The following is a 24,005-nucleotide window of genomic DNA, read 5'->3' as shown; positions in this document are numbered from 1 at the left end:
GTGTTTGTGCAACAAAGCCAATACGTATACCAAAAGTATTCCAGCAGAATTGACTAATGCTCTTGCCAAACTTGGCTTCGAAAACAAAGGCAAGGGTGTTTTCTTTTTACCCGTCTGCCTTGACAACAAAATTCTCGCTCAAAGTTGGCTTAATTATGGAAAGTTCGATAAAAACCATAATGCTTTCCTACCTTTGTACGATGCTATGGACACTCTCAAAAAATCTGTACCTATTTTTGACAAAATTATAAAAGGCTACAAGCAATCCTGACACACGGACTTGACAATGGGGTTGGGCTTTGTGCCCACCCCAAGCCCATGACGGTCATACATCAATCTCCACCGCATCGCCGTGCAGCTCCATCAGCTCGCGGCGGGCGGCGGCTTCGCCCTTGCCCATCAGTTGGGTGATGATGGCTTCGGTGGCGGCAAAGTCGATGTTGCCCAGTTGCACCGGCAACAGGCGGCGCGTGTCGGGGTTAAGCGTGGTGTCCCACAACTGCTCGGCGTTCATCTCGCCCAGGCCCTTGAAGCGGCTGATCTGGCATTTCTCGCGCGGCACGCCTTCTTTGGCGCATTTGTCCAGAATCGCGGTCAGCTCGCCTTCGTCCAGCGCGTAGGCCTTGCTGGCGGGCTTCTTGCCCCGTGCGGGCATATCGACCCGGAACAGCGGTGGCCGCGCCACGTACACGTGCCCGGCCTCAATCAGTTTGGGGAAGTGCCGGAAAAACAGCGTCAACAACAGCACCTGAATGTGGGAGCCGTCCACGTCCGCATCGCTCAGGATGCACACTTTGCCGTAACGCACCCCGCTCAGGTCGGGCGTATCGTGGGGGCCGTGCGGGTCCACGCCCACCGCCACCGCAATGTCGTGGATTTCGTTGTTGGCAAACAAGCGGTCGCGCTCCACCTCCCAGGTGTTGAGCACCTTGCCGCGCAACGGCAAAATGGCCTGCGTTTCCTTGTTGCGGCCCATTTTGGCACTGCCACCGGCGGAGTCGCCTTCCACCAGAAACAGCTCGTTATGGGCAATGTCGCGGCTCTCGCAATCGGTGAGCTTGCCGGGCAGCACCGCCACGCCAGAGCCTTTCTTTTTTTCCACCTTCTGGCCGGCGCGCTGGCGGGTTTGTGCGGCCTTGATGGCCAATTCGGCCAACTTTTTGCCGTAGTCCACGTGCTGGTTCAACCACAGTTCCAGCGCCGGGCGCACAAAGCCCGACACCAGCCGCACCGCATCGCGCGAATTGAGCCGTTCCTTGATCTGACCCTGGAATTGCGGATCCAGCACCTTGGCGCTCAACACGTAGCTGGCGCGGGCAAACACGTCCTCGGGCATCAGCTTCACGCCCTTGGGCAACAGCGCGTGCAATTCAATGAAGCTTTTCACGGCCTGGAACAGGCCATCGCGCAGGCCGCTGTCGTGCGTGCCACCGGACGGGGTGGGAATCAGGTTGACGTAGCTCTCGCGCAGCGGTGCGCCTTCGTCGGTAAACGCCACCGCCCACGCTGCACCCTCGCCTTCGGCAAAACTGTCGTGGCCCGCATCGGCGTAACCCGCGCCCTCAAACAGCGGAATCAACGGTTCGGTGCGCAGTGTCTGTTGCAAGTAGTCGCGCAAGCCAGCCTTGTACTGCCAGGTCTGGGTGTCGCGGCTGGCTTCGTGTACCAACGACACCGACACCCCCGGCATCAACACCGCTTTGCTGCGCAGCAGGTGCGTCAGCTCACCCAGTGGCAAGGTGGCGGACTCGAAGTAGCGCGCATCGGGCCACACGCGCACCGTGGTGCCCTGTTTGCGGTCCTTGCCGTCGGGCACCGTGCCATCGGGCCACGGCTGGCCCTGGGGCCGTGTGCGCAACGGACGCACCACATCACCACCGTTGGCAAAACCCAGCTCGGCCACCTGGCCATCGCGGTAACTGGTCACGTCCAGCCGGGTGGCCAGAGCGTTGGTCACGCTCACGCCCACGCCGTGCAGACCGCCCGAGAAGCTGTACGCCCCGCCAGAGCCTTTGTCAAACTTTCCCCCCGCGTGCAGCCGCGTGAACACCAGCTCCAGCACCGGCGCGCCCTCCTCGGGGTGGATACCGTGCGGAATGCCACGTCCGTCGTCCTCCACGCTCACCGAGCCATCGGCGTGCAGCGTGACCTTGATCTTCTTGCCATGCCCGGCCAGCGCCTCGTCGGCGGCGTTGTCCAGCACCTCCTGGAGGATGTGCAGCGGGTTGTCGGTGCGGGTGTACATGCCCGGACGCTGCTTGACCGGCTCCAGCCCCTTGAGCACACGGATGGAACCTTCGGCGTAAGCGGTGGCCGAAGCGACGTCGGCGGATGCGGTAGTTTTTGCCATGGTGGCGGATTTTAGATGCGCACTACCGCCAGTCGTCCCCCGGCATGATCCGCTTCATGAACTCATCGAACATCGGCACAGTAAAAGCCGTGTCGCCATGGTTGGGGCTCCAGACCATCCCTTTGGTAATCAAGGAGCTGCGCGTCGGGGCCAACGAAGACACCTTCGCGTTGCAGCATTCTGCAATATCACCCGATCGGTGCGGGCCCGCCCCCAGCTCGGCCATGGCGCGCAAGTACTTTTTCTCCTTGGGTGTCAACCGGTCAAAGCGCACCCGAAAAAAACTTTCATCCAGCGCAGCCACCGCCGTCACGGACGCGGCATGAACAGCGTCCACGTCGATAGGCGACGCTTGGGCCGCGCGCCAAGTGTGGCTGCCCCACTGCTGGAGAAAATAAGCGTAGCCTTGGGTCAGCTGCAAAATCTGCTCTAAAGCGGCCCCAGTGATACCCACCCCCTCCAGAGCGAGGGGCTTTTCTATCGCAAGGCGAGCCGCCGACGCGGGCAAAGGGCCGATCGTCGGGAAATCAAACAACCGCTCAGCGTACGACTTGGCGTTGCCCATGCGCCCGCGCAACTGCGGCAACCCTGCTCCGACAAGTACAACGGGCAATTGCCGCTGCTCAGTGCGGTGCATGGCGGTAATCAGGGCCGCCAGCTGGGGCTCCTCAACATACTGCAACTCGTCAATGAAAACAGCCAAGGCCGTCTGGGCCGACTTGGCAGCCAACCCCACCTGCTCGAACAAGGCCTGAAGGTCATGCTCCAGATCCCCGTTGTCGGCCAATCCAGGCTCAGGCTCGTAATCGAAACCAACCTCAATATCGCCAAAAGTCACCTTGAGCTTGCGCGCAAACCCGGCAAGCGCCCGCAACCCACGCACAGCACAGTCCTTGGCTGCTGAAACCTGGCTCAAGCGCAACAGGGCTTGGCGCAGTTCTGGGGCCAGCAGCGCGGGCAGCGAGCGGCCCTCCGGGGCCTCGATACGCACAGTGTGGATGCCAGCAGCCTCGGCGTCCTGCCGCACCCGATCCAGCAGCACCGTCTTGCCCACGCCACGCAAGCCCACCAGCATGGCGCTCTTGGCGGGGCGCCCGATTCTGGCGCGCTCCAAGGCAACGCGCAGCAACTCACGCAGCTCATCGCGGCCCGCCAGCTCCGGCGGCGGCGTCCCCGCCCCAGGAGAAAAAGGATTGTGAACAGGATCCATGGTGCCTGAATTATAAAAATGTTTGGAAAATTACAAGAAACTTAAAACTTTTCAAAGATTAACACAGCAAGACCCCTTAACCACCAACAGACTGGCCACTCCGTCTGCACCAGAGTGGGCACGCCATGACCAACACACGGCTGAGTAGAATGCGCGTCACACTCTTCTATTCTTTCAGAGACAAAACACGCCCATGACACCCATTACCGGCAGCATTGTGGCCCTGGTCACCCCCATGCACAACGACGGCAGCGTGGACTACCCCGCCCTGCGCAAGCTGATCGACTGGCACATTGCCGAAGGCACCGACTGCATTGGCGTGGTTGGCACCACGGGCGAGTCGCCCACCGTCAACGTCGAGGAACACTGCGAGATCATCCGCGTCGCGGTAGAACAGGCCGCCAAGCGCGTGCCCATCATGGCCGGTTGCGGCGCCAACTCCACCGCCGAGGCCATCGAGCTGGCCAAGTTTGCCCGCAGCGTCGGCGCCGACTGCCAGCTGCAAGTCGTGCCCTACTACAACAAGCCCACCCAAGAAGGCCAGTACCAGCACTTCAAGGCCATTGCCGAAGCCACCGGCGACCTGCCCATCGTGCTGTACAACGTGCCAGGCCGCAGCGTGGCCGACATGCAGCACGACACCGTGCTGCGCCTGGCGCAAGTGCCCGGCATCGTCGGCATCAAGGAAGCCACCGGCAACATCGAACGCGCACAGTGGCTGATCAAGGAAGCGCCCGAAGGCTTTGCCATCTATTCGGGCGACGACCCCACCGCCGTGGCCCTGATGCTGTGTGGCGGCCAAGGCAACATCAGCGTGACCGCCAACGTGGCCCCACGCCTGATGCACGAGCTGTGCGTGGCCGCCATGGCCGGTGACGTCAAGACCGCAATGGAGATCCAGTTCCGCCTGATGCCGGTACACAAACACCTGTTCGTCGAAGCCAACCCGATTCCCGTCAAATGGGCCATGACACGCATGGGCCTGTGCGGCCCCACCCTGCGCCTGCCCATGACCGAGCTGACCAGCGGCAACGCCCCGGTGGTCGAAGCCGCCCTGCGCAGCGCCGGTCTGCTCTAAACCACCTTGTTTGCCGATTGTTGTCCGACCCTATGACCCCGCAGCCGTTCTCCTTTGCATCCCCTTCGTCGCACCTGCGCCGCGCCCCCCACTGGATCCGCTGGACCGCCACCGCAGGCGCCGCCGTGACGCTGCTGGGCGGCTGCTCGGTGCTGGAGGAGGACAAGATCGACTACAAGAGCGCGCGCCCGGTGCAGACGCTGGAAGTGCCGCCCGACCTGACCCAGCTCAGCCGCGAATCGCGCTACGCCCTGCCCACGGGCGGCGTCGTCAGCGCCAACAGCCAGCAGGCGGCACAGCCCGCGGCGCAGAACGTGCCCACGGCCGCCAGCGCCGTCAGCGACGTGCGCATCGAACGCGCGGGCAGCCAGCGCTGGCTGGTGGTCAACCGCCCGCCCGAAAAGCTCTGGACGCCCGTGCGCGACTTCTGGCAGGAAAGCGGCTTCGTCTTCACGCTCGACCAGGAAAACCTGGGCCTGCTGGAGACCGACTGGGCCGAGAACCGCGCCAAGCTGCCGCAGGACATCATCCGCAGCACCATCGGCAAGGTGTTCGACGGCCTGTACTCCACCGGCGAGCGCGACAAGTTCCGCACCCGGCTCGAGCGCAACGCCAGCGGTGGCACCGAGATCTACATCAGCCACCGCGGCATGATCGAGGTCTACACCAGCACCGAAAAAGAGCAGACCATGTGGCAGCCGCGCCCGGCCGATCCGGAGCTGGAAGCCGAATTCCTGCGCCGCCTGATGGTCAAGCTCGGCCTGAGCCAGGCGCAGTCCGACGCGCTGCTGGCCAGTGCCCCAGTGCCACAACAGGCGCGCCTGGTCACAGTCAACCAGCAGCCCCAGCTGCAGCTGGACGACGGCTTTGACCGCGCCTGGCGCCGCGTGGGCCTGGCGCTGGATCGCACCGGCTTCACGGTGGAAGACCGCAACCGCGCCGAGGGCACCTACTTTGTGCGCTACGTGCCCAGCGTGGACGAGCAAGACGCGGACAAGCCCGGCTTCTTTGGCCGCCTGTTCGGCAGCAAGCCCAGCGCCGAGGCCACACCCACGCGCTACCGCGTGCTGGTGCGCAGCGAGGCGGCACAGACCAGCGTCTCGGTGCTCAACCAGGCAGGCCAGCCAGAAAGTTCCGCCAACGCGCAGCGCATGCTGCAACTGCTGGCCGACGACCTGAAATAACGCCCGGCCAACGCCAGACGCAAAAAAACCGCCCGAAGGCGGTTTTTTTGTACCAGCGATCCGAAGATTACTTGGCGGCTTCGGCCGGGGCAGCGGCCGGAGCGGCAGCAGCGTCGGCGGCCGGGGCAGCGGCGGCGTCAGCAGCCGGAGCGGCAGCAGCATCAGCGGCCGGGGCAGCAGCAGCATCAGCAGCCGGAGCGGCGGCAGCATCAGCGGCCGGGGCAGCAGCAGCGTCGGCAGCCGGTGCCGGAGCTTCAACCGGAGCAGGTACCGGTGCCGGAGCTTCTTCTTGTTTACCGCAAGCGGCCAGAGCGACGGCAGCCATCAGAGCAGCAGCGATGAGAGACTTGTTCATTTTGTTCAACCAGAGAAATGAGGGGGGAGATCCGGGACTGTATTCCACTTGGCCTGGGCCACCACAGCAACGCAGCAAACCCAGACAAAACCGACGCACCTACACGAAACCACAATGCACCAGTTCTGCGCGGATGATAATACAAACACGTGCGGGATAACCCTATAGCGCCGGAAAAGCCCGCGAAATCAGGGGTTTTTTACAAAAATTAACACTTGCTGGCGCTGTCGGCGTGGTGCAGCCAACCCGCCTCAAACCAGTCGGCCAGCAGATCCTGCGCGCCCACGCTGGCCTTGCGCACGCTGGCGTCGTCCAGGCCACGCTGGTTGGCCAATTGTTGCATCAGGCGGGCGTCGCGGCCAGCGGCGCGGAAGGCTTCGCCGTTGATGAAGATGTGCTTGTCGTCGAACAGCATGCGGGTGCGGCGGTCCAGCACCACAGCGGCGGGGTGCCACTGGCCTTCAGGTTCCTCGAACCAGACGCGCGGCTTGGGCTCGGTCAGCACCTCGCCCAGCGCGCAGGCCAGCGCATCGGGCTGCTGCAGCAGGCGCTGCACGCCGTCCTGGGCAAACTGCAACAGGCCGGCAGGCATGGCGGCGGGCTGGTCGGTGGCGGGCTGTTGCGGATCGCGGTACAGCACCTCGTCCTCGTGGTCGTCGGCCAGGCGTTGCACCAGTTCACCCGCCAGGCCACCGCGCAGCGGCGCACGGAAGCCCACCGAGTAGGTCATGCACTCGCCCTCCACCGCCACGCCGTCGTGCGCCCACTTGGGCGGCAGGTAGAGCATGTCGCCGGGCTCCAGCACAAACTCCTCCTCCGGCTCGAAGTGCTGCAGGATCTTAAGCGGCACGTCCTCCTGCAGGCTCAGGTCTTTCTGGCGCCCGATGCGCCAGTGGCGCTTGCCGTGCGCTTGCAGCAGGAACACGTCGTAGCTGTCAAAGTGCGGCCCCACGCCGCCACCTTCGCTGGCCCACGAGATCATCAGGTCGTCCAGCCGCGCATCGGGCACAAAGCGGAAGCCCTGCATCAGCCGGTGTACGGCGTCCACGTGCAAGTCCACGCCCTGCACCAGCAGGGTCCAGCCCGGCTGCTTGAACGGCGGGCAGGCGCCCTTGCCAAACGGGCCGTGCTTGAGTTCCCAGCCCTCGCCATGCTGCACCACCACGCGGGATTCCACCGCCTCCTGGCCCGCCAGCGCAAACAGCTCGGGGCGCGACAGCAGCGGCTGGAAACCGGGAATGGCCTGGCGGATCAGCAGCGGCTTCTTGTGCCAGTGGCGACGCATGAACTGGCGCGGGGTCAGGCCACCCAACAGGGCCAGGGGCGCGTCGGGGCTGGGCGGGGGGGTGAGGGTGGAATTGAAAGCGGTCATGGGACAATTGTCGGATGAAAATCACACCACAATGCGTCGTGGCCCTGACTTGGACGCTGAAAGACACCCTGGGCGAAGTGCTGGATGAACTGGAGGAGCCGACCGAGTTCCTGCTTGGCGGCCACGATCTGCTGGCCAAGATCGACGAGGCGCTGCAAGACCACGCAGCGGGCGACGAGGTGGAGTTGCACCTGGAGCCCGAACACGCGTTTGGCGATTTTGACGACAGCCTGCTGTTTCTGGAGCCGCGCGCGTGCTTCCCCGACGACCTGGAAGAAGGCATGGCGTTTGAAGGCCTGCCACCCGGCTGCAGCCCGGCTGCGCCGCAGGACAAGGTGTACTTCGTGAGCGAAATCTACCCCGAGCATGTGGTGATGGACGCCAACCACCCGCTGTCGGGCATTGCGCTGCGGCTCAAGCTCAAGGTTCACGCCGTGCGCGAGGCCACCGCCCACGAGGTGGGCCGGGGCACGCTGGGCATGGGCTTCTTCCGGCTGGGCGGCGCGTCACACGATGTGCCACACGCCCCCGGCGGACAGCACCTGCACTGAAGAACTCAGGCGCGGCCGGTGGAGCCGTAGCCGCCGGTGCCGCGCTCGGTGCTGGCGCCAAAGTCGTCCACCAGCCGGAACTGGGCCTGCACCACCGGCACAATCACCAGTTGGGCGATGCGCTCCATCGGTTCGATGGTGAAGGCCACGTCGCTGCGGTTCCAGGCACTGACCATGAGCTGGCCCTGGTAGTCGCTGTCGATCAGGCCCACCAGGTTGCCCAGCACGATGCCATGCTTGTGCCCCAGGCCGGAGCGCGGCAGGATCAGCGCCGCGTAACCGGGGTCGGCCAGGTGGATGGCCAGCCCGGTGGGCACCAGTTGCCAGGCATTGGGCGCCAGCGTCAGCGGCGCGTCCAGGCAGGCGCGCAAGTCCAGACCGGCACTGCCGGGGGTGGCGTAGGCGGGGGCTTGCTGGTGCAGGCGTTCGTCGAGGATCTTGACGTCGATGTGCATGGGGTCGGTCTCGGGAGAATGGGGGGTCAATCGGCAGCGCCAGCGGCGGTGTTTACAGCAGGCAACAGGGCGGCAAAACGCTGGCGGATGCTGGCGGCCATGCCCGCTGCGTCCAGCCCCAGCCCGGCCAGCAGGGTGGCGTGGTCGCCGTGCTCGATGAAGCGGTCGGGCAGGCCCAGCGTCAGCACTGGCTTGAGCAGCCCGGCCATCTGCAACGCCTCCAGCACCGCCGAACCGGCGCCGCCGGGCAAGGCGCCCTCTTCCACCGTGACGATAGCGTCGTGGCTCTGGGCCAGTTGCAGCAGCAAGTCCACGTCCAGCGGCTTGGCCCAGCGCATGTTGGCCACGGAGGCGTCCAGCGCCTCGGCGGCCTGCAACGCGGGGTACAGCAGGGTGCCGAACGCCAGAATGGCCACCTTGTGGCCCTGGCGGCGGATTTCGCCCTGCCCGTAGGGCAAGCCGGTCAAGTCCTGCGGCAATGGCGTGCCCACGCCCGCACCGCGCGGGTAGCGCACCGCCACCGGGTGGTGTTGCGCGTAGGCGGTGGAAAGCAAGCGGTAGCACTCGGCCTCGTCCGCCGGGCAGGCCAGCGCCATGTTCGGAATGCAACGGATGAACGGGATGTCGTACGCCCCGGCGTGGGTCGGGCCATCCGCCCCCACCAGACCCGCGCGATCGAGCGCAAACACCACCGGCAGATTCTGCAACGCCACGTCGTGGATCAACTGGTCGTAGGCGCGTTGCAAGAAGGTGGAGTAGATGGCCACCACCGGCTTGACCCCTTCGCAGGCCATGCCAGCGGCAAACGTCACAGCGTGTTGTTCGGCAATGCCCACGTCGTAGTAACGGTCGGGAAAGCGTTGGTGGAATTCCACCATGCCTGAGCCTTCGCGCATGGCGGGCGTGATGCCGACCAGGCGCGCATCATGCGCTGCCATGTCGCACAGCCACTGGCCAAACACGGCGCTGAAGGTGGGCTTGGGCGGCGTGGCCGGGGTTTGCAGGCCCACCACGGGGTCGAACTTGCCGGGGCCGTGGTAGGCGATCGGGTCGGCCTCGGCCAGCTTGTAGCCCTGGCCCTTGCGGGTGACCACGTGCAGGAATTGCGGGCCATCAAGCTGCTTGATGTTCTCCAGCGTCGGGATCAGCGAATCGAGGTCGTGCCCGTCGATGGGGCCGATGTAGTTGAAGCCGAACTTCTCGAACAGCGTGGCAGGCACCACCATGCCCTTGGCCTGTTCCTCCAGCCGCTTGGCCAGCTCGAACAGCGGCGGCGCGTTTTTCAGCACCTGCTTACCCACCTGCTTGGCGGCGGAATAGAAGCGCCCGCTCATCAGCTGCGCCAGGTAGCGGTTGAGCGCCCCCACCGGCGGGCTGATCGACATGTCGTTGTCGTTGAGAATCACCAGCAGCTTGCCGTCGAGCACGCCGGCGTTGTTGAGCGCCTCGAACGCCATGCCCGCCGTCATGGCACCGTCGCCGATCACGGCAATGGCGTGGCGGTCCTCGCCCTTCTGGCGCGCGGCCATGGCCATGCCCAGCGCCGCCGAGATGCTGGTGGACGAGTGCGCGGTGCCAAAGGCGTCGTACTCGCTCTCGGAGCGCAGCGGAAAGCCGCTGATGCCGCCCAGCTGGCGCAAACTGTGCATGCGGTCGCGCCGCCCCGTCAGGATTTTGTGCGGGTAGGTTTGGTGCCCCACGTCCCAGACGATGCGGTCGTGCGGGGTGTTGAACACGTGGTGCAGCGCCACCGTCAGCTCCACCGTGCCGAGGTTGGAGCTCAGGTGTCCGCCGGTCCTGGCCACGCTTTGCACCAGGAATTCGCGCAATTCGTCGGCCAGCAGGTGCAGCTGTGGGCGTGGCAGGCGGCGCACATCGGCGGGCGACTGGATGGAGGACAACAAGGAACTCATGGCAGGGGCAATCCAGGGGATAAGGTTTCAGTGCGAACGGCGCACCACCCAGTCGGCCACGGCGTGCAGGGCCTCGGTGCGGTGCAGCGCGGCCCCGTCGAGCGCGGCGTGGGCCTGGGCCAGCAGGCCGTCGGCGTAGCGGCGCGCGGCCTCCAGCCCCAGCAGCGAGACGAAGGTGGGCTTGTCGGCGGCGGCGTCCTTGCCGGCGGTCTTGCCCAGGGTGGCGGAATCGGCGGTCACGTCCAGGATATCGTCCACCACCTGGAACGCCAGCCCCAGCGCCTGGCCGTACACGCGCAGCGCCGCCAGCGCGGCGTCGCAAGCGCCGGCGCCGGCGGCGGTGGCGCCCATCAGCACGCTGGCCAGCAGCACGGCGCCGGTCTTGCGCCGGTGCATGTCTTCGAGCTGCGCTTGCGTCAGCACATGGCCCACGCCCGCCAGGTCGATGGCCTGCCCACCGGCCATGCCGTCGTGCCCGGCGGCCAGCGCCAGCAAGCGGCACAGGCGCACCGACTGCGCGTCGGTGAGGCTGCCGTCGCTAGGCACCAGCAGCTCGAACGCCAGCGCCTGCAAGGCGTCGCCCGCCAGCAGGGCCGGGGCTTCGCCAAACTGCACATGCACGGTGGGCTTGCCCCGGCGCAGCACGTCGTTGTCCATGCAGGGCAGGTCGTCGTGTACCAGCGAGTAGGCGTGGATCAGCTCGATGGCGCAGGCGGCGCGCAGCACGCCCGCCGTGGCGGGGGCAGCACCGGCGTCGGGCGATGCGGCAGCGGGCTGCACCGCTTCAGCCGCCGCCAGCGCCAGCAGGGGCCGCAGGCGTTTGCCGCCATCGAGCACGGCGTAGCGCATGGCGTCGCCCAAGCCCGCCGGGGCCGACGACGGCACCCAAGCGCCCAAAGCCCGCTCCAGCGCCTCCAGGCGGGGCAAGGCCCACGTGTTGAAATCCCACATCCAGCGGCCCATCCAATATTTGACAAGGAAGCGCGGATTTTAGGCGCTCCCGCCCAAACGTGGCTGACACGGCAGGCTTGCCCCTCTGGCCAGAAGTGCGGGGGGCGGGTAGAATCGCAGGCTTTTTTCCAACTCAATTGGGAGTTGTTCACCCTTCCCGCGCTCATCCGATCATCTCGTACAGCGCTTCCCTGCCCCTTCATAGGGGGAGTCTTTAGGTCAGGATTCTGATGTCTGATTTGAGTCTTCCATTGCAGCAGGCCGCAAGCCAATTGCCCGTTTCCAGCTATTTCGACGAGGCGCTGTTCCAGCGCGAATTGGAGACCATCTTTCAGCGCGGGCCCCGTTATGTGGGGCACCAACTTTCCGTCCCCAACGTGGGCGACTATTACGCCTTGCCGCAAGAGGGCGAAGGCCGCGCCCTGGTGCGCACGCCCAACGGCGTGGAACTGGTCAGCAACGTCTGCCGCCACCGCCAGGCGGTGATGCTCAAGGGCCAGGGCAACCTCCACGAGCAGCGCCACGGCAGCGCCGGCGGCAACATTGTGTGCCCGCTGCACCGCTGGACCTACAGCGGCGGCCAGGGCAACAGCAACCCGCTGGGCAGCTTGCTGGGCGCGCCGCACTTTGCGCACGACCCCTGTTCCAACCTGCAACGCTACGGCCTGCGCGAGTGGAACGGGCTGCTGTTCGAGGACAACGGCCGCGACATCGCCGCCGACCTGGCCGACATGGGCCCGCGCAGCGTGCTCAACTTTGACGGCATGGTGCTCGACCACGTGGAGCTGCACGAGTGCAACTACAACTGGAAGACCTTCATCGAGGTCTATCTGGAGGACTACCACGTCGAGCCCTTCCACCCCGGGCTGGGCAACTTCGTCACCTGCTCCGACCTGAAGTGGGAATTCAAGCCCGAGTACTCGGTGCAGACCGTGGGCGCACACAACCTGCTGGGCCACGCGGGCAGCCCGGTGTACCAGCGCTGGCACCAGCAGCTGATGCAGTACCGCAATGGCGCCCTGCCCGAGCGCGGCGCGGTGTGGTTGACCTACTACCCCCACATCATGGTGGAGTGGTACCCGCACGTGCTGACCGTCTCCACGCTGCACCCCATCAGCCCGACCAAGACGCTGAACATGGTGGAGTTCTACTACCCCGAGGAGATCGCCGCCTTCGAGCGCGAGTTCGTGGAAGCGCAACGCGCCGCTTACATGGAAACCTGCATCGAGGACGACGAGATTGCCGAGCGCATGGACGCCGGGCGCAATGCGCTGCTGCAACGCGGCGCCAACGAGACCGGCCCCTACCAGAGCCCGATGGAAGACGGCATGCAGCACTTCCACGAGTGGTACCGCGCCAAGCTCGGCGCCCACGTGCGCGCCTGACACACGGTGCCATCCACCGCCAGCCAGACTGCAGCTGCCACCCTGCCCCCAGTGGTGGCCGACCGCGCCGCCACCACCCCGCCCGTGCCCGCGTTCAACCGCCAGGCGCTGTGGATGGTACTGGGCGCGTTCTTCTTTGCCAGCATGGGGGTGTGCATCAAGTTTGCCTCGGCGCACTTCAGCAGCTACGAGGTGGTGGGCTACCGGGGCCTGATCGGGGTGCTGTTCCTGGCCGTGACCATGCGTGCGCGTGGCGTGGCGTGGCGCACCCCGGTGCCGCTGATGCACGCGGGCCGCAGCATGGCCGGGGTGGCGGCACTGCTGTGCTGGTTCTACGCCATCTCGGTGCTGCCGCTGGCCACGTCCATGACGCTGAACTACATGAGCAGCGTCTGGATGGCGGTGTTCGTGCTGGTGGCGGCCTTCATCGTCAAGAAAAATACGACAACACCGCTGCGCCAGCAATGGCCACTGCTGCTGGCGGTGCTGCTGGGCTTTGCGGGCGTGGTGCTGCTGCTGCGGCCCACGCTGGCACCGGGGCAGGCGTGGGGTGCGGCGCTGGGGCTGCTGTCGGGCCTGCTGTCGGCCATGGCGTACTGGCAAGTGGCGGCGCTGTCGGCCCGGGGCGAGCCCGAGAGCCGCATCGTGCTGTACTTCTCGCTGGGTGCCACGCTGGTGGGCGGGCTGGGCATGCTGCTGCTGGGGGCACACAGCCTGTACCATCCGGCCAGCCTGTGGCTGCTGCCCATGGGCGTGCTGGCGGTGCTGGGCCAGTTGTGCATGACGCGCGCCTACGCCAGCGGCGCCAAGCTGCTGGTGGCCAGCCTGCAATATGCGGCCGTGGTGTTTGCCAGCCTGTACAGCGTGTGGGTGTTTGGCGACGCGCTGCCGCTGCTGGGCTGGGTGGGCATGGCGCTGATCGTGGCCAGCGGCATCGGGGCCACCGTGCTGCGCGCTCGCACGGTCTGAACCCAGGGTGGCCCTCTCCTTGGGGCCAGGCTCGCTGCAGCAGCCGCTGCCCCTTCAGCCCCGGTGCGGTGCGCCGATAATGTGGTTTTCCCTGTTCCCTGTTGTTTCCGGCCCGAGGTGCCTTGACCATGCTTGACCGATTCCGTCTGACCCACCGCATCTGGGCCGCCGTGCTGGCCTACTGGCTGGTGTTCCTGCTGGCCATGTTCACCGGCGCCTGGGGGCTGATGAAGGCGCGCGACAGCCTGCAGCACATCCACCAGGACCGCATGCTGCCCGCCACGCTGCTCAGCGACATGATCCGCTCCCAGTACGACAGCCGCATGCAAGTGCTGCTGGCGTTCCAGCACGACCCGGCCAGCCAGCTCTACAGCATCCACGACCACCCGCTGGACATGCACCTGGGCGTGGTGCAAAAAAGCCGTGAAAGCAACATGGGGCACTGGCAACAACTGGCCCAGGTGGCCTCCAGCCCCGAGGAAAAGGCGATGATTGCCGACCTGCAGACCAAGCGCCAGGCCTGGCAAGCGCAGCAGAACAAGGCCCTCGAGGCGGTGAAACGTGGCGACTTCAGCCCCGCCGTGATGCAGGCCTACCTGGTGGCTGGGCGCACCGAGGGCGACGCCACCGTGCAAGCCCTGGCGGCCCTGCGCGACCACTACATCAAGGCCAGCAACCAGGAAACCGAGCTGGCCGAGCAACGCTACCACCGCAGCCTGGCCATCTTCATCGGCATTGCGGTGCTGGGCGGCGTGCCGGTGACGCTGCTGATGCTGCTGACCATCAAGCGCATGGCGCGCGGTTTTGCCGAGGCCAACACCCAGGCCAACGCCATTGCCAACGGCGACCTGTCGCAGCAGCACCTGATCCAGGGCGGCGACGAGATCACGCAACTCATGCAGCAGATGAGCGCCATGCAGCACAACCTGCGCGACCTCATCAGCCAGGTGATCCGGGGCGCCGACACCATTGCCAGCGCCGCCGGGCAGGTGGCCAGCGGCACGCTGGACCTGTCGCAGCGCACCGAACAGCAGGCCAGCTCGCTGCAGGACACCACCGGCGCCACCGCGCAGCTGCGCAACACCGTCAGCGACAACGCCGCCAACGCCAGCCAGGCCAACAGCATGGCGCAGACCGCCTCCAGCGTGGCCAGCCGGGGCGGCGAGGTGGTGGGCCAGGTGGTGCACACCATGGACGAGATCAACACCTCGTCGCGCAAGATCGTGGACATCATCGGCGTGATCGACGGCATCGCGTTCCAGACCAACATCCTGGCGCTCAACGCCGCCGTGGAGGCCGCCCGCGCGGGCGAACAGGGCCGGGGCTTTGCCGTGGTGGCGGGCGAGGTGCGCACGCTGGCCCAGCGCAGCGCCGCCGCCGCACGCGAGATCAAACAGCTCATCGACGACTCGGTCAGCAAGGTGGCCAGCGGCACACAACAGGTCGATCAGGCCGGTGCCACGATGGCCGAAATCGTCAGCAGCATCCAGCAAGTCACCACGTTGATGCACGGCATTGCCAGCTCCAGCAGCGCGCAGGCCGAGGGTCTGACCCAGATCAACAACGCCGTCAACCTGATGGATGGCATGACGCAGCAGAACGCCGCGCTGGTGGAGCAGGCCTCCGCCGCGTCGGCGGCGTTGCAGGAACAGGCGCAGCAACTGGCCCAGCTGGTGGGGCGCTTCAAGCTGCACTGACGCACTGCCAGCGCCGCTGGCTGCGCACCACGCGCAGCCAGCGGCGCGCGCTGTCAGTGGGCCTGTTCCCAGTTCGGGCCAATGCCGACCTCGGCCACCAGGGGCACGCGCAGCGCGGCCACGGCGGCCATCAGGCGCGGCACTTCGGTTTTCACCCAATCCATTTCAGCCAGAGGCACCTCAAACACCAGTTCATCGTGGACTTGCATGACGATGCGGCTGGCCCGGCCCTGCGCCTCAATCGCGTTTTGCACCGCCACCATGCTCATCTTGATGAGGTCGGCGGCGGTGCCCTGCATGGGGGCGTTGATGGCGGCACGTTCGGCCCCGGCGCGGCGCGGGCCGTTGGGGCTGTTGATTTCGGGCAGATACAGGCGGCGGCCAAACACGGTTTCCACATAGCCTTGGGCCTTGGCCTGGGCCTTGGTGTCTTCCATGTAGCGTTTCACACCCGCAAAGCGGTCGAAATAGCGTTCGATGTAGTTTTTGGCCGCCGTGGTGTCGATGCCCAGCGCCTTGGCCAGCCCAAATGCGCCCATGCCGTAGATCAGGCCAAAGTTGATGACCTTGGCGTAACGGCGCTGTTCGGTGCTGACCGCCTGCGGGTCTAGCCCAAACACTTCGGCGGCGGTGGCACGGTGGATGTCCACACCCTCGGCAAAGGCCTTGAGCAAGGCCGCATCACCGCTGAGGTGCGCCATGATGCGCAGTTCAATCTGGGAATAGTCGGCGCTGGCAATCACCACCCCCGGCGGGGCCACGAAGGCTTCGCGCACACGGCGGCCTTCTGGCGTGCGGATCGGGATGTTTTGCAGGTTGGGCTCGTTGCTGCTGAGCCGCCCCGTGACGGCCACCGCCTGCGCGTAGTGGGTGTGGACGCGCCCGGTGCGCGGGTGGGCCATGCCGGCCAGCTTGTCGGTGTAGGTGCTTTTGAGTTTGCTCAGGCTGCGGTGCTCCAACAGCGTGGCGGGCAAGGGATGGTCTTGCGCGAGTTTTTCCAGCACTTCCTCGTTGGTGCTGCGGGCGCCGGTGGCGGTTTTTTTCTCCGATTTCAGGCCCAGCTTGTCGAAGAAGATTTCGGCCAGTTGCTTGGGGCTGTTCAGGTTGAAGGGTTGCCCGGCCAGTTCGTAGGCCTGCGCTTCCAGCGCCACAATGCGCTGGCCGAGCTCGTGGCTCTGGCGCGCCAACGCATCGGCATCGATCAGCACGCCGTGGCGCTCGATGTGGAACAGCGCCTCACTGCTGGCCATTTCCAGCGCGTAGATGGCACGCAGCCGCTCGTCGGCTTGCAAGCGCGGCCACAGTTGCTGGTGGACGTCCAGCGTCATGTCGCTGTCTTCGCCCGCGTAGGCGGCGGCGCGGGCCACATCGACCTGGGCAAAGGGAATCTGGTGCGCGCCCTTGCCGCACAGGTCTTCGTAGCTGGTGCCGCTGCGACCCAGGTGGCGCTGGGCCAGGCTGGCCAGGCCATGCGGCTGGTGGACTTCGAGCACGTAGCTTTGCAGCAGGGTGTCGTGCTGGTAGCCGCGCACGGTGATGCCGTGGTTGGCCAGCACGTGCTGGTCGTACTTGATGTGCTGGCCCAGCTTGGGCGCCTGGGGGTCTTCCAGCCAGGGGCGCAGGCGCGCCAGCACCGCGTCGCGCGGCAGCTGTTCCGGCGCATCGGGGCCGGTGTGCGCCAGCGGGATGTAGGCCGCCTCTTCCACTTGCACACTGAAGCTCAGGCCCACGATTTCGGCGCGCATCGCATCGAGCGAGGTGGTTTCGGTGTCCAGCGCCACCAGTTCCGCCGCTTGTAGCCGGGCCAGCCAGGTGTCGAAGGCGTCCCAGGTCAGGACGGTGTCGCAGCGCAGGGCCGGGGCGGCGGAGTGGCTGTCTGCGGCTTTGGGGGCGGGGGCGGCATCGTCGGGCGCAAACAGGTCGCCAGTGGCGTTGGGGTTGGCACCAGCGCCGGATGCAGCGCCCGGCAACGGCGCCGCCGCGTGGTGGGTGGGTGGCTCGGCCTGCGCCAGCGTGCGCACCAGGCCTTTGAAGCCGTAACGCTCGTAGAAGTCGCGCAGCGGCACCACATCGCGCTCGCGCAGCGCCAGCGCGTCCAGGGCGGGCAGGCCCGGCACCCAGGCGCCCAGGTCGCAGTCGGTCTTGATGGTGACCAGCGCGCGCCCGGTCGGCAGCCAGTCGCGCGCCTGGCGCAGGTTGGCGCCCACCGCGCCCTTGACCTCGTCCAGGCGCGCCAACAGCGCGTCCAGCGAGCCGTAGGCGGTGAGCAGCTTGACCGCCGTCTTGCCACCCACCCCGGGCACGCCGGGCACGTTGTCCACCTTGTCGCCGACCAGGGTCTGGTAATCGACCATCTGTGCCGGGGACACGCCAAATTCGGCGGTCACGCCAGCCACGTCGCGCACCTTGCGGCTCATGGTGTCGATGATGGTGATGCGCTCGTTGACCAGCTGGCTCAAGTCCTTGTCGCCGCTGGAGACCACCACCTGCACGCCCTGCGCCGCCGCCGTCACGGCCAGCGTGCCAATCACGTCGTCGGCCTCCACGCCGGGCACCGCCAGCACCGTCCAGCCCAGTAATTGCACCACCTCGTGGATGGCCGGGATTTGCGCGCGCAAGTCGTCGGGCATGGGGCTGCGGTGCGCCTTGTAGTCGGGGTACGCCGCGTCGCGGAAGGTGGGGCCGGGCGCGTCGAACACGCAGGCCACGTAGTCGGCGGGCTGCTCTTTTTGCAGTGCCTGCACCATGTTGATGAGGCCACGGATGGCCCCGGTGGCGGGGCTGGTCGGGTCGCCCGCAATGGCCCGCAGGTCGGGCATGGCGTGAAAGGCGCGGTACAGGTAGCTGGAGCCGTCCACCAGCACCAGTTTTTTGTCGGGAATGGTCATGCCCCGGATTGTGGGCCGAAACCGGTGCGCATTGCCTACAATCGGGGCATGCAACGCCCCACCGTTTTCTCACGCCAGTCCGCCGGTATCCGCTGGCCCGTGGCCGCCGCTGGCGTTGTCGCCGGCTGGGGGCTGGCGTTGGCCTGCCAGGCCCAGACGCCCGCGCCGCCTGTGGCCACCCCCATCAGCCCAGCCCCCGCCGCCGCGCTTGAGCAACGCACCGAACGCATCACGCACCACGACGCGGGCAGCCGCATCGAGGAGCTGCGCATCGGCGGCCAGACCCGAAGCATCGACGTGGAGACCAACTCCAGCGTGCCGGGCTACCAGGTGCAGCCGCTCGATGCGGCCCAGCCCGACGCCAGCACCGGCCAGCCTGCGGGCAAGGCGGGCAAGAGCTCGTGGCGCGTGCTCTCGTTCTAGTTCCCAGCACGGCGCCTGCCCCAGTGTTTCCGGTTTTTCTTCTGGCGGGTGCGCAGGCACCGGCCCCAACATTTGGCTCACCTCTCATGGCCGTATTCACCGAAGTCTCTCCCGCCGAAGCCAGCACCCTGCTGCAACGCCTCCACCTGGGCGCCCTGACCGACATGGCGGGCTGCGCAGGCGGCATTGAAAACACCAACTACTTCGTCAGCACCGAACGCGACGGCCAGCCGCACCACTACGTGCTCACGCTGTTCGAGCGCCTGACGTTCGAGCAACTGCCGTTCTACCTGCACCTGATGAAGCACTTGGCGGGCAAGGGCATCCCCGTGCCCGACCCCGCCGCCGACGCGCAGGGCGAGATCCTGCACACCGTGCAAGGCAAGCCGGCGGCGGTGGTCAACCGGCTGCGCGGCAAGAGCGAGCTGGCCCCCAGCGCCGACCACTGCGCCCAGGTGGGTGCCATGCTGGCCCGCATGCACCTGGCCGGGCAGGACTACCCGCGCCAGCAGCCCAACCTGCGCGGCCTGGCCTGGTGGAACGACACCGCGCCGGTGGTGCTGCCCCACCTCAGCCCTGCCCAGGCCGAGCTGCTGCAGGACGAACTGGCGCACCAGAACGCCATCGCCGCCAGCGCCAGCCATGCGCAACTGCCACGCGGCCCCATCCACGCCGACCTGTTCCGCGACAACGTCATGTTCGACCAGGGCCAGCTCAGCGGCTTCTTCGACTTCTACTTTGCGGGCTGCGACAGCTTTGCCTTTGACCTGGCGGTGTGCCTCAACGACTGGTGCATCGACCTGGCCACCGGCGTGCAGGACGACACTCGCAGCGCCGCCATGGTGCAAGCCTACGCCGCCGTGCGCCCGCTCACCGCCGCCGAGCAAGAGCTGCTGCCCGCCATGCTGCGCGCCGGGGCGCTGCGGTTCTGGATCTCGCGCCTGTGGGACTGGCACCTGCCGCGCGAGGCCAGCGTGCTGCAACCGCACGATCCGGCCCACTTCGAGCGCGTGCTGCGCGCACGCCGGGCCACACCGTGAAACTGCGCCACGTGCCCGCCAGCACCGGCCTGCAATGGGTGCGGCTGGGGCTGCAGACCTTCTGGCGCCAGCCGCTGGCCATGGTGGGGCTGTTCTTTCTGTTTATGCTGGTGCTGGCGGTGCTCTCCATCGTGCCACTGCTAGGCACCGTGCTGGCCCTGGCGCTGCTGCCCGCCGCCACGCTGGGCCTGATGGCCGCCACGCGCGAGGCCGACAGTGGCAAGTTCCCCCACCCCAGCGTGCTGCTCACCGCATTCCGGGCGGGGCCAGAGCAGGTGCGCGCCATGGCGGTGCTGGGCGGCATCTACGCAGCGGGTTTCCTGGGGGCGATCGGGTTGTCGGCGGTTGTGGATGGCAGCCTGTTTGCCAGCCTGTACCTGGGTGGCACACCCCTGAAGGCCGAGGACCTGCAACAGCCCGCATTCCAGCAAGCCATGTGGCTGTTCATGCTGCTGTACCTGCCGCTGTCGATGCTGTTCTGGCACGCGCCGGCACTGGTGCACTGGCACGGCATTGGCCCGCTCAAGAGCCTGTTCTTCAGCCTGCTGGCGTGCTGGCACAACAAATGGGCGCTGAGCGTGTTCATGCTGGCCTGGGGCGGTGTTTTTCTGGGGGGCAGCATGGCGCTGTCCATCGTCGGGCTGCTGCTGGGCAGCGAGGCGGCGCTGGGCCTGCTGATGCTGCCACTGGCGCTGCTGATGGCGGCCATGTTCTTCACCTCGCTGTATTTCACCTTCCGCGACAGCTTCAGCACCGACGAAGTGGCCTGATGGCCAAAACGTCACACAAATTTCATACAATTACCGCAAAATAGCGAGCTGTTACAGACACAGTCCAGCACAGCTGGCCGCGACCCCCCACAACAATACCGGGCGCAGAGGAGACAAACTTTTCGGGAAAGCGCGCGCTGCGCAGCGCGCTTGTTGCCGCCGCGGCCATTGCCCGGCGGTTTTTTTTGCCTGTCGTCCGGGCGCCCCCATCACAGCGGCGTGAGCTTGGCCACACTCAGCGCCAGCCACTTGGTGCCGTGGCGCGGAAAGTGGATCTGCGCGCGCGCGTCGTCACCCTGGCCTTCCAGTGTCAGCACCTTGCCCTCGCCAAACTTGGCGTGGAACACCCCCATGCCCACGCGCAAGCCGTGCGCACCGGCTACGACCGAGGTGCTGGCACCTTTGGCCACGGCAGCAGCCCCCATGCCTGCACCAGCGGCCAAGCCCTTGCCGAAACTGGCCCCGCCATAAGCGGCGGCACCACCAGCACCGTAGCGGGGCGATCCGCCCGAGCGCGCCGACCAACCGCCGCCACCACTGCGCGCCGCCTGTTTGGGCGTGATCCATTTCAGGCTGGATTCGGGCAACTCGTCCAGGAAGCGGCTGGGCACGTTGTCGCGCGTCTGGCCGTGCAGCATGCGGGTCTGGGCGTGACTCAGGTACAGGCGCCGGCGCGCACGCGTGATGGCCACGTACATCAGGCGCCGCTCCTCTTCCAGGCTGGCGGGGTCGTTCAGGCTGTTCTGGTGCGGGAACAGGCCTTCCTCCAGCCCGGTGATGAACACCGCATCAAACTCCAGCCCCTTGGCGGCGTGGACCGTCATCAGCTGCACCGCGTCCTGCCCGGCCTGGGCCTGGTTGTCGCCCGATTCCAGCGCGGCGTGGGTCAGGAAGGCCACCAGCGGGCTCAGGGTCTCGCCGGTGTCGGACTGGGCAGGCGCAGCGGTGGACGTGGCGGCGGTCTCGTCCAGCGGCAAGGCCACGGCGTCGCGGCCAAAGCCCTCCTGCGTCACAAAACTTTCGGCGGCGTTGACGAGTTCCTCCAGGTTTTCCACCCGGTCGGCGCCGTCGCGGTCGGCGCGGTAGTGCTCCAGCAGGCCGCTGTGCTGCAGCACCAGTTCGATGATCTGGCGCAGCGTGGCGCCTTCGGTCTGCTCGCGCAACACGTCGATCTTGGCCACGAACGCGCCCAGCACCGTGCCGGGCTTGCCGCCGAGAATGCTGACGGCATCGTGCAAGGAGCACCCCGCCGCACGCGCCGCATCCTGCAACAGCTCCAGCGAACGCGCCCCAATGCCGCGCGCCGGAAAGTTGACCACGCGCAGGAAGCTGGTGTCGTCGTGCGGGTTGTCCAGCAGGCGCAAATAGGCCAGCGCGTGCTTGATTTCGGCGCGCTCGAAGAAGCGCAGCCCCCCATACACGCGGTACGGTACGCCCGCGTTGAACAGCGCGGACTCGATCACGCGGCTCTGGGCGTTGCTGCGGTACAGCACCGCGATCTCGTGACGCGGGTAGCCGTCCTGGCGCACCAGTTGCTGCATTTCCTCCACCATCCAGCGCGCCTCGTCAAAGTCGCTCGGGGCCTCGTACACGCGCACCGGCTCGCCCGCGCCCTGGTCGGTGCGCAGGTTCTTGCCCAGGCGGCCGCTGTTGCGCTCGATCAGCTGGTTGGCCGCGTCCAGGATGTGGCCGTGGCTGCGGTAGTTCTGCTCCAGCTTGATCTGGTGCAGCACCGCAAACTCGCGCACAAAATCGGCCATGTTGCCCACGCGCGCGCCCCGGAAGGCGTAGATGCTCTGGTCGTCGTCGCCCACCGCCAGCACAGCGTTGTGGCCGGGCACAAAACCGGCTTCGGTCTGGTGGCCGGCCAGCTGCTTGAGCCACGCGTACTGCAGCTTGTTGGTGTCCTGAAACTCATCGACCAAGATATGGCGGAAGCGGCGCTGGTAGTGCTCGCGCACCGCGTCGTGGTCGCGCAGCAGCTCGAAGCTGCGCAGCATCAGCTCGCCAAAATCGACCACGCCTTCGCGCTGGCATTGTTCCTCGTACAGCTGGTACAGCTCCACTTTCTGCCGGGTGCGCTCGTCGCGCGCCATCACGTGCTGCGGGCGCAGGCCATCCTCCTTGCAGCTGGCAATGAAGCTTTGCAGCTGCTTGGGCGCCAGCTGCTCCTCGTCGATCTTGAACTGCTTGCACAGGCGCTTGATGGCGCTGAGCTGGTCTTGCGTGTCCAGGATCTGGAACGCCTGCGGCAGCGCAGCCAGCTTCCAGTGCGTGCGCAGCAGGCGGTGGCACAAGCCATGAAAGGTGCCAATCCACATGCCACGCACGTTGACCGGCAGCAGCGCCGACAGGCGTGTCAGCATCTCCTTGGCCGCCTTGTTGGTGAACGTCACGGCCAGCACCTCGGAGGGCGAGATCTGCCCGGTCTGCAGCAGCCACGCCATGCGGGTGGTCAGCACCCGGGTCTTGCCCGAACCGGCCCCGGCCAGGATCAGCGCGTGCTCGGCGGGCAGCGTCACGGCAGCGAGCTGCTCCGGGTTCAAGTCGCGCAACAGGGGCGAAGCGGCGGCTTCGGGCGGCGGGGCGGGCAAAAAATCATCAAACATGGGGCCATTGTAGAAAGCCGCGCCGCCACCGCGTGGCAAGATCGCGCCACCATGCCCACCTTTGTGCTGCCCCCCTCGTTCTTCATCAACCTGGCCGGTGGACTGGGCCTGTTCCTGCTGGGCATGACGCTGCTCACCGACGGGCTCAAGCTGGCCGCCGGGCGCACGCTGGAGCGGCTGCTCACCACATGGACCAGCACGCGCTGGCGCGGCCTGCTCACGGGCTTCATGCTGACGGCGCTGGTGCAATCCTCCTCGGCGCTGACGGTGGCGGTGATCGGTTTTTTGACATCCTCCCCGCCCTAAAGGGCGGGGATTCCTGCTGCCAGACGGCGATGCCCCGCCGCGAGAATGTTTTTGGCCGCGTTTACGTCGCGGTCGTGTACCGCTCCGCACTCGCTGCACGTCCATTCTCTTATTCGCAAACCCGCCCTACCTTTCGGACTGCTGGCGGGTATCACCCCGCAGCACGAGCAAGTCTGGGTTGAATACGCTTCGTTCACGACCTCGAACACCACACCGGCCTGATGGCTCTTTTGTTCCAACATGGTTTTCAGCATGGCCCAGCCCGCGTCCAACGTGCTTTTGGCCATGGTGGTCTTGACCAGCTTGGCGCTGGCCACGTCGCCCACGAAGATGGCGGCGTTTTGTCGCACCATCTCGGTGCTGAATTTGTGCAGCGCGTCTTTACGCTGATTTTTGATCTTGGCGTGGATCGCCTTGACCCGTTTTTTCTTTCGGGCGCGCTGCGCCTTGGCCAGTTCCAGCTCATGGTTGCGGTACCAGCGCCCTTCCAGCTTGTCGC

Annotated in this window: 21 protein-coding genes; 11 read left to right on the top strand and 10 right to left on the bottom strand. The window is 66.4% G+C overall.

Going from position 1 to position 24,005, the window contains the following annotated elements; translation table 11 throughout:
• On the top strand, nt 1-271 hold a 271-nt coding region (locus CON76_RS13040; protein WP_276308991.1), incomplete at its 5' end, for a hypothetical protein.
• Between the two features lie 54 nt (nt 272-325).
• Here the strand turns inward: CON76_RS13040 and CON76_RS04670 are convergent.
• Nucleotides 326-2,350: a DNA topoisomerase IV subunit B gene (locus tag CON76_RS04670; protein WP_101102194.1), complete on the bottom strand. Its 2,025-nt coding sequence runs from the start codon at nt 2,348-2,350 to the stop codon at nt 326-328.
• 22 nt (nt 2,351-2,372) lie between these two features.
• Entirely contained in the window at nt 2,373-3,560 is a 1,188-nt protein-coding gene (locus CON76_RS04665; RefSeq protein WP_101102193.1) for an ATP-binding protein, read from the bottom strand.
• 193 nt (nt 3,561-3,753) lie between these two features.
• Between CON76_RS04665 and dapA the strand changes: the two genes are divergently transcribed.
• Nucleotides 3,754-4,638, top strand: a complete 885-nt coding sequence (gene dapA, locus CON76_RS04660) for a 4-hydroxy-tetrahydrodipicolinate synthase (RefSeq protein WP_101102192.1) — start codon at nt 3,754-3,756, stop codon at nt 4,636-4,638.
• Between the two features lie 20 nt (nt 4,639-4,658).
• Complete coding sequence (gene bamC, locus CON76_RS04655; protein ID WP_240592769.1) at nt 4,659-5,822, top strand: outer membrane protein assembly factor BamC; 1,164 nt, start codon at nt 4,659-4,661, stop codon at nt 5,820-5,822.
• 67 nt (nt 5,823-5,889) lie between these two features.
• On the opposite strand, the gene CON76_RS04650 is transcribed toward bamC, so the two are convergent.
• Together CON76_RS04650 and CON76_RS04645 are read right to left on the bottom strand one after the other, a co-directional pair.
• A complete protein-coding gene (locus tag CON76_RS04650) occupies nt 5,890-6,177 on the bottom strand; it encodes a hypothetical protein (RefSeq protein WP_101102190.1) in 288 nt (95 codons plus the stop codon).
• Between the two features lie 208 nt (nt 6,178-6,385).
• Nucleotides 6,386-7,549: a JmjC domain-containing protein gene (locus tag CON76_RS04645; protein ID WP_101102189.1), complete on the bottom strand. Its 1,164-nt coding sequence runs from the start codon at nt 7,547-7,549 to the stop codon at nt 6,386-6,388.
• 14 nt (nt 7,550-7,563) lie between these two features.
• Between CON76_RS04645 and CON76_RS04640 the strand changes: the two genes are divergently transcribed.
• A complete protein-coding gene (locus tag CON76_RS04640) occupies nt 7,564-8,100 on the top strand; it encodes an FKBP-type peptidyl-prolyl cis-trans isomerase (protein WP_101102188.1) in 537 nt (178 codons plus the stop codon).
• A gap of 5 nt (nt 8,101-8,105) precedes the next feature.
• Here CON76_RS04640 and dut read toward each other — a convergent pair whose 3' ends face one another.
• From dut to CON76_RS04625, 3 genes are read right to left on the bottom strand one after another with little or no spacing between them, the layout of a single operon-like run.
• Nucleotides 8,106-8,555: a dUTP diphosphatase gene (dut, locus tag CON76_RS04635; protein WP_101102187.1), complete on the bottom strand. Its 450-nt coding sequence runs from the start codon at nt 8,553-8,555 to the stop codon at nt 8,106-8,108.
• Between the two features lie 26 nt (nt 8,556-8,581).
• Complete coding sequence (gene dxs, locus CON76_RS04630) at nt 8,582-10,468, bottom strand: 1-deoxy-D-xylulose-5-phosphate synthase (protein WP_101102186.1); 1,887 nt, start codon at nt 10,466-10,468, stop codon at nt 8,582-8,584.
• A 27-nt stretch (nt 10,469-10,495) separates the two neighbouring features.
• The gene (locus CON76_RS04625; RefSeq protein WP_101102185.1) at nt 10,496-11,431 is read right to left on the bottom strand and encodes a polyprenyl synthetase family protein; all 936 of its coding nucleotides are present in this window, start codon (nt 11,429-11,431) and stop codon (nt 10,496-10,498) included.
• A 218-nt stretch (nt 11,432-11,649) separates the two neighbouring features.
• Between CON76_RS04625 and CON76_RS04620 the strand changes: the two genes are divergently transcribed.
• From CON76_RS04620 to CON76_RS13685, 3 genes are all read left to right on the top strand, one after another.
• A complete protein-coding gene (locus tag CON76_RS04620) occupies nt 11,650-12,804 on the top strand; it encodes an aromatic ring-hydroxylating oxygenase subunit alpha (RefSeq protein ID WP_101102184.1) in 1,155 nt (384 codons plus the stop codon).
• A 114-nt stretch (nt 12,805-12,918) separates the two neighbouring features.
• Entirely contained in the window at nt 12,919-13,773 is an 855-nt protein-coding gene (locus tag CON76_RS04615) for a DMT family transporter (protein WP_101102196.1), read from the top strand.
• A 128-nt stretch (nt 13,774-13,901) separates the two neighbouring features.
• Nucleotides 13,902-15,470 carry a methyl-accepting chemotaxis protein gene (locus tag CON76_RS13685; RefSeq protein ID WP_101102195.1) on the top strand — a complete coding sequence of 523 codons (1,569 nt, stop codon included), beginning with the start codon at nt 13,902-13,904 and terminating at the stop codon, nt 15,468-15,470.
• A 53-nt stretch (nt 15,471-15,523) separates the two neighbouring features.
• Here CON76_RS13685 and polA read toward each other — a convergent pair whose 3' ends face one another.
• Nucleotides 15,524-18,358 carry a DNA polymerase I gene (gene polA, locus CON76_RS04605; RefSeq protein ID WP_101102183.1) on the bottom strand — a complete coding sequence of 945 codons (2,835 nt, stop codon included), beginning with the start codon at nt 18,356-18,358 and terminating at the stop codon, nt 15,524-15,526.
• Nucleotides 18,359-18,406: 48 nt separating this feature from the next.
• Between polA and CON76_RS04600 the strand changes: the two genes are divergently transcribed.
• The 3 genes from CON76_RS04600 (at nt 18,407) to CON76_RS04590 (ending at nt 20,591) form a co-directional block, all read left to right on the top strand.
• A complete protein-coding gene (locus CON76_RS04600) occupies nt 18,407-18,781 on the top strand; it encodes a hypothetical protein (RefSeq protein WP_145995332.1) in 375 nt (124 codons plus the stop codon).
• 86 nt (nt 18,782-18,867) lie between these two features.
• Nucleotides 18,868-19,821 carry a homoserine kinase gene (locus CON76_RS04595; RefSeq protein ID WP_101102181.1) on the top strand — a complete coding sequence of 318 codons (954 nt, stop codon included), beginning with the start codon at nt 18,868-18,870 and terminating at the stop codon, nt 19,819-19,821.
• Nucleotides 19,818-20,591 (top strand): BPSS1780 family membrane protein, encoded by a 774-nt coding sequence (locus CON76_RS04590; protein WP_101102180.1) that lies wholly within the window; start codon nt 19,818-19,820, stop codon nt 20,589-20,591. The genes CON76_RS04595 and CON76_RS04590 overlap by 4 nt, the downstream gene beginning before the upstream one ends.
• 209 nt (nt 20,592-20,800) lie before the next feature.
• Here the strand turns inward: CON76_RS04590 and CON76_RS04585 are convergent, their stop codons facing one another.
• Nucleotides 20,801-23,200 carry a UvrD-helicase domain-containing protein gene (locus CON76_RS04585; RefSeq protein ID WP_101102179.1) on the bottom strand — a complete coding sequence of 800 codons (2,400 nt, stop codon included), beginning with the start codon at nt 23,198-23,200 and terminating at the stop codon, nt 20,801-20,803.
• A 51-nt stretch (nt 23,201-23,251) separates the two neighbouring features.
• Between CON76_RS04585 and CON76_RS04580 the strand changes: the two genes are divergently transcribed.
• A complete protein-coding gene (locus CON76_RS04580) occupies nt 23,252-23,506 on the top strand; it encodes a Na/Pi symporter (RefSeq protein WP_101102178.1) in 255 nt (84 codons plus the stop codon).
• Here the strand turns inward: CON76_RS04580 and CON76_RS04575 are convergent.
• Nucleotides 23,503-24,005: RNA-guided endonuclease InsQ/TnpB family protein (locus CON76_RS04575; RefSeq protein WP_145995331.1), on the bottom strand; the 503-nt coding region annotated here is incomplete at its 5' end. The two genes, CON76_RS04580 and CON76_RS04575, sit on opposite strands and share 4 nt — an antisense overlap.

It is taken from the genome of Macromonas bipunctata (assembly GCF_002837135.1).
GTDB lineage: Bacteria > Pseudomonadota > Gammaproteobacteria > Burkholderiales > Burkholderiaceae_C > Macromonas_A > Macromonas_A bipunctata.
This window is presented reverse-complemented; position numbering and strand designations above follow the sequence as displayed.

What these genes read in the sequence shown, in the direction of transcription:
- CON76_RS04670 (WP_101102194.1), bottom strand. Translation starts at nt 2,350, where the DNA reads ATGGCAAAAACTACCGCATCCGCCGACGTCGCTTCGGCCACCGCTTAC.
- CON76_RS04665 (WP_101102193.1), bottom strand. Translation starts at nt 3,560, where the DNA reads ATGGATCCTGTTCACAATCCTTTTTCTCCTGGGGCGGGGACGCCGCCG.
- dapA (WP_101102192.1), top strand. Translation starts at nt 3,754, where the DNA reads ATGACACCCATTACCGGCAGCATTGTGGCCCTGGTCACCCCCATGCAC.
- CON76_RS04650 (WP_101102190.1), bottom strand. Translation starts at nt 6,177, where the DNA reads ATGAACAAGTCTCTCATCGCTGCTGCTCTGATGGCTGCCGTCGCTCTG.
- CON76_RS04645 (WP_101102189.1), bottom strand. Translation starts at nt 7,549, where the DNA reads ATGACCGCTTTCAATTCCACCCTCACCCCCCCGCCCAGCCCCGACGCG.
- CON76_RS04640 (WP_101102188.1), top strand. Translation starts at nt 7,564, where the DNA reads ATGAAAATCACACCACAATGCGTCGTGGCCCTGACTTGGACGCTGAAA.
- dut (WP_101102187.1), bottom strand. Translation starts at nt 8,555, where the DNA reads ATGCACATCGACGTCAAGATCCTCGACGAACGCCTGCACCAGCAAGCC.
- dxs (WP_101102186.1), bottom strand. Translation starts at nt 10,468, where the DNA reads ATGAGTTCCTTGTTGTCCTCCATCCAGTCGCCCGCCGATGTGCGCCGC.
- CON76_RS04625 (WP_101102185.1), bottom strand. Translation starts at nt 11,431, where the DNA reads ATGGGCCGCTGGATGTGGGATTTCAACACGTGGGCCTTGCCCCGCCTG.
- CON76_RS04620 (WP_101102184.1), top strand. Translation starts at nt 11,650, where the DNA reads ATGTCTGATTTGAGTCTTCCATTGCAGCAGGCCGCAAGCCAATTGCCC.
- CON76_RS04615 (WP_101102196.1), top strand. Translation starts at nt 12,919, where the DNA reads ATGGTACTGGGCGCGTTCTTCTTTGCCAGCATGGGGGTGTGCATCAAG.
- CON76_RS13685 (WP_101102195.1), top strand. Translation starts at nt 13,902, where the DNA reads ATGCTTGACCGATTCCGTCTGACCCACCGCATCTGGGCCGCCGTGCTG.
- polA (WP_101102183.1), bottom strand. Translation starts at nt 18,358, where the DNA reads ATGACCATTCCCGACAAAAAACTGGTGCTGGTGGACGGCTCCAGCTAC.
- CON76_RS04600 (WP_145995332.1), top strand. Translation starts at nt 18,407, where the DNA reads ATGCAACGCCCCACCGTTTTCTCACGCCAGTCCGCCGGTATCCGCTGG.
- CON76_RS04595 (WP_101102181.1), top strand. Translation starts at nt 18,868, where the DNA reads ATGGCCGTATTCACCGAAGTCTCTCCCGCCGAAGCCAGCACCCTGCTG.
- CON76_RS04585 (WP_101102179.1), bottom strand. Translation starts at nt 23,200, where the DNA reads ATGTTTGATGATTTTTTGCCCGCCCCGCCGCCCGAAGCCGCCGCTTCG.
- CON76_RS04580 (WP_101102178.1), top strand. Translation starts at nt 23,252, where the DNA reads ATGCCCACCTTTGTGCTGCCCCCCTCGTTCTTCATCAACCTGGCCGGT.